A 3,942-nucleotide genomic window follows, 5' to 3' on the forward strand; every position below is an offset into this window, starting at 1 on the left:
GAGGGGCTCAAGCCCTCCGCGTACCGCCTTGAGCCCCTCACCGGCTACGGCCCGCCCCGCACCGACACCCACGGGAGCACCCCGGTCCGCCACGAGCCGCTGCTGCGCGTGTCCGGCCGGGGCCGCACCATGGTGCTGACCTTCGACGACGGGCCCGACCCCCGCTACACCCCGGACATCCTCAGCACCCTGCGCGAGCACGACGTCCGCGCGATGTTCTTCGTGTGCGGGGAGATGGCGGTCGGCAACAAGGACCTGCTCGCCGAGATGACCGAGGACGGGCACGTCGTCGGCAACCACACCTGGTCCCACCCGCTGCTCACCCGGCTCACCCGCGCCGAGATCCGCTCCCAGATGGAGCGCACCAGCGAGGTCATCGAGGACGGCTGCGGTGAGCCGCCCGTCTGGTTCCGCGCCCCCTACGGCGCCTGGAACCGGACCGCCTTCCAGCTCGGCGCCGAACTCGGCATGGAGCCGCTCGCCTGGACCATCGACACCCTCGACTGGATGACCCCCGGCGCCCGCACCATCGCCGACCGGGTCGAGCGCGGCGCCGCACCGGGTGTCGTGGTCCTCTCCCACGACGCGGGCGGCAACCGCTCGCAGAGCGTCCGGGCGCTGCGCGACTATCTCCCGAAGCTGCTGGATTCCGGCTACCACATCACCGTGCCGACCCGGCAATACACGTGACCGGATTACCGGGAATCGCCGGGACGGGCATTCGCCCGCCCGGTCGGGGAGACGCTCAGCGAATCTCGACCAGGCGGGCGAACACCACCACGTTCCCGTTGTAGCCGTTCTGCTTGGAGAATCCGCCCCCACAGGTGATGACCCGCAATTCGGGGGCGTTCCTGCTGCCGTAGACGCGGTCGCCGGGGAAATTGCTCTTCTCGAACACCTCGATGCCGTAGATCTCGAACACCACGACCTTTCCGTCCTGGCGCTGGACCTCGATGCGATGTCCCTTCTTGAGGGCCCCGAGTCCGTAGAACACGGCGGGGCCCTGTTTGTTGTCGACATGGCCGACGATCACGGCGGTGCCCTTCTCACCGGGCGACACCGCGCCGGTGAACCAGCCGGCCAGGTTCGGGTCCTCCGGCGGCGGGGCGTCCACCCACCCGGCCGCGTCCAGACCCACCGGCAGCACCGGCGCGTCGACCGAGATCGCCGGGATCCGCACCCGGTCGACCACGGAGAACGGCAGCGCGGCCGGGATCCCGGAGAAGGTGCCGCCCGGAAGACGGCTGTCGACCGCAGCCGCTGCCGCCGAAGCGGGCTGCGGCGGGCCGGTGTCGAATTCTCCGGAACCGTTTCGGATGAGAGCGAGGCCGGTCAGCAGAACAAGCGCTATCACGCCCCACGGAGCGCGCTTCCTCCGCCGCTCCTCTTCTTCCGCCAGCTCGGACCCGTACATTCGCCATCCCCTCTCGACCCGGCCGTCGCCGGATCAATCGCGCATACGAGAACGCTAAGTGCCCGGCGGGAAACCGGCGACGGGGCAGCAGCGAACGGGTGGCGGAGCACTGTCCGTGAGCCATCCGGGGCGGCGCCGGAAAGTATTTTTCTGACGGTCCGTGACCTGCGGCAATATCTGATTGCGCGGTCCTCTCCCGGCGTGTCCGCTCACCAGGACGGACCATTCCCGAAATGCGGGCGCGCGCACGGCATCTGAGGGTTCGTCTGGGAGGCGTTTACTCGCCGATCGACCGGGGACGGGTCCCGGGGCGCCTTCCGCGGAGGTTCACATGCGTACTTCTCGTGCCCTGGTGGTGGCTGCCGCCACGGCTGCCGCGGTGGGGCTCGCCGCCCCGGCGGCCTCGGCCTGGGACCAGCCGTCCAGTGTCACGGCCGCACCGAGCGTCATCGCTGCGGGCGGCCAGTTGGTGCTCACGGTCAATGGTTCGGCGTGCACCCGCCCCAACAGCACCATCAGTTCGAACGCCTTCCCGGGCGCCACGCTCAAGCCGATGGGCACCAACTCGGCGACGGCGACGGTGACGGTCAACACGAACGCCACCCCGGGTTCGTACAGCGTCACCACCCGCTGCGAGGACCAGAACAGGACCTTCGCGGGCGTGTTCACGGTCATCGGCGGTGTCCGGGGCGGTCTCGGCGGCAGCAGCTCCATCGGGGCCACCCCGGCGGACATGGCGATCGGCGGCGGTCTGGTGAGTGCGGCGCTCGTCGGCGGTGGCGTGTTCTGGATGCGCCGCCGGTCCGAGAACCGGATCTGATACGCACCCGCGGCGGAGCGGGGACCGTATTCCGGACAGCCCTTCGCCCCGGAACCCGTCAGGGTCCGGGGCGAAGGGCTGTTCCGCTGCCGCCGTCTCAGGCGCTGTCGTCGCCCGGCCGACGACGGGAGAAGCGGTACGCCACCGCCAGTGACCCCGTGATGAGCGCGGCTCCGAGGCCGATCTCCTTGAGGTCGAAGCCGGCGACACTGCCGCCCTCGCCCGCCTGCACACCCTGCGGGACGGGCGCGGGGTGGTGCGTCTGGTCGCCCGAGTGCCCGCCGGCGATGGTGAGCTCGGTATGGCCGCTCTCGTCGCCGCAGGTGAACGTCACCCGGTACGAGGCCCCGGGCCTGGCGTCCCAGTCGACCTCCGCCGTCGCCGACGAGTGCCCCTTGGGGATGGTGACCGGATCGAACACACCGGAGGACACCCGGGCGTGGTGGTCGCAGTTCTCCACACGGAGGGTGACCTGCCCGCCCGCCGCGACGGTCGAGGGCTCCACGCCGAAACCGAACGACGTGCCGCCGCCGCTCGCGACGGCCGCCTGGGCGGCGGGTGCGGTGAAGCCGGTGAGGGCGAGTGAGGCGACACCGAGCAGTGCGGCCGAGGCGACGCGTATCCCGCGCATAGATGAGTCCTCCGGGTCCCCGAGGAGCAACTGCGGACCTTTTCCGCTCGCGCCGTACCCGTCGCGCCAGGAAATGCACCTCGATGACCGAAACGCTAGGAACGCGTCCGCGTCCGCGCGATCGGTGTCGTGCGAATGGGGCACGGATGTGGGCCGCTCAGGGGATCCCGTTGAGCGAGCCGGGGGACACGCGCGCGTGGCGGGTGTCCCCCGTGGACGGGGCGGGGGCGGCGGCACGGGCCACTCACGCGCCGCGGCCGGTGAGGCACCGTCAGCCGGACACCGCCGGACGGCGGGGCGGTCGGCTGGGCGGTCGGCGGGCCGTCAGTGGCCCACGCCCGGAAAGAGCGTCAGGAACGGCTCCGCCGTGGCCGTGATGCCACGGCTGTAGGGCGCGTCGAAGTCCCAGATCAGGAAGAGCAGGAAGGCGATCAGGGTCGAGAAGAGCCCGGCCAGGACCAGTTCGCGGGTGGTACGGCGGATCTGGAGGGCGAAGATCATGCCGACCGTGATGACGGCTCCCGCGATCAGGCCGAACCACACGACACCGGGCATGGTCGGCCCGGTCGCGTCGGCGCGGTTCGTACGGGCCTGGTCGGCCGTGGTGACCTGGTCCAGGAGCGGCTGATAGGCCTGCGCCTGGAAGTCGGTCGTCGGCTCGTAATCGGTGACGTCGACCCGGATCCGCTGGAGCAGCACGTCACCGCGCTTGGTGACCTGGCCGTTGTCGGCCATCTCCTTCCACTCGGTTTTGACGACGTGTCCGACATACGCGTTGACGTCCTCCCGGATCCTGTCCCGGACGTCCGGCGGATAGACCCGGACCCGCTCCGAGATCTCGTGCAGCGCGTGTGCCTCGGTCGAGACGTAGTCCTGGGCCGTACCGCGTGCCTCCCAGACACCGGCGATGGCCAGACCCAGCACGATGGCGTAGACCACGCCGATCCACATCGTCATGTACTCGATCACGTCCGGGGTGTCGGACGGATCCTCGTCCTCGGGGGCCCTGCGGTCCCGGACGAAGGTGATGATGACGACGACCACGATCGCCGCGGCGATCGTGGTCGTCGTCATCAT

5 protein-coding genes are annotated in these 3,942 nt (G+C 70.4%); 2 read left to right on the plus strand and 3 right to left on the minus strand.

Annotated features, from left to right (window positions below; translation table 11 throughout):
• Positions 1-690: polysaccharide deacetylase family protein (locus AOK08_RS24380; protein WP_055529810.1), on the plus strand; the 690-nt coding region annotated here is incomplete at its 5' end.
• Positions 691-745: 55 nt separating this feature from the next.
• Here AOK08_RS24380 and AOK08_RS24385 read toward each other — a convergent pair.
• On the minus strand, positions 746-1,414 hold the full coding sequence (locus AOK08_RS24385) for a class F sortase (RefSeq protein WP_055529817.1): 669 nt from the start codon (positions 1,412-1,414) through the stop codon (positions 746-748).
• 331 nt (positions 1,415-1,745) lie between these two features.
• Here AOK08_RS24385 and AOK08_RS24390 point away from each other — a divergent pair, with 331 nt between their 5' ends.
• Positions 1,746-2,234 (plus strand): hypothetical protein, encoded by a 489-nt coding sequence (locus tag AOK08_RS24390; RefSeq protein ID WP_055529819.1) that lies wholly within the window; start codon positions 1,746-1,748, stop codon positions 2,232-2,234.
• A 97-nt stretch (positions 2,235-2,331) separates the two neighbouring features.
• Here the strand turns inward: AOK08_RS24390 and AOK08_RS24395 are convergent, their stop codons facing one another.
• Together AOK08_RS24395 and AOK08_RS24400 are read right to left on the minus strand one after the other, a co-directional pair.
• Entirely contained in the window at positions 2,332-2,865 is a 534-nt protein-coding gene (locus AOK08_RS24395; protein WP_055529821.1) for a hypothetical protein, read from the minus strand.
• Between the two features lie 324 nt (positions 2,866-3,189).
• Positions 3,190-3,942: a bestrophin-like domain gene (locus AOK08_RS24400; RefSeq protein ID WP_422125769.1), complete on the minus strand. Its 753-nt coding sequence runs from the start codon at positions 3,940-3,942 to the stop codon at positions 3,190-3,192.

The sequence above is a fragment of the Streptomyces graminilatus genome (assembly GCF_001418565.1).
Lineage (GTDB): Bacteria > Actinomycetota > Actinomycetes > Streptomycetales > Streptomycetaceae > Streptomyces > Streptomyces graminilatus.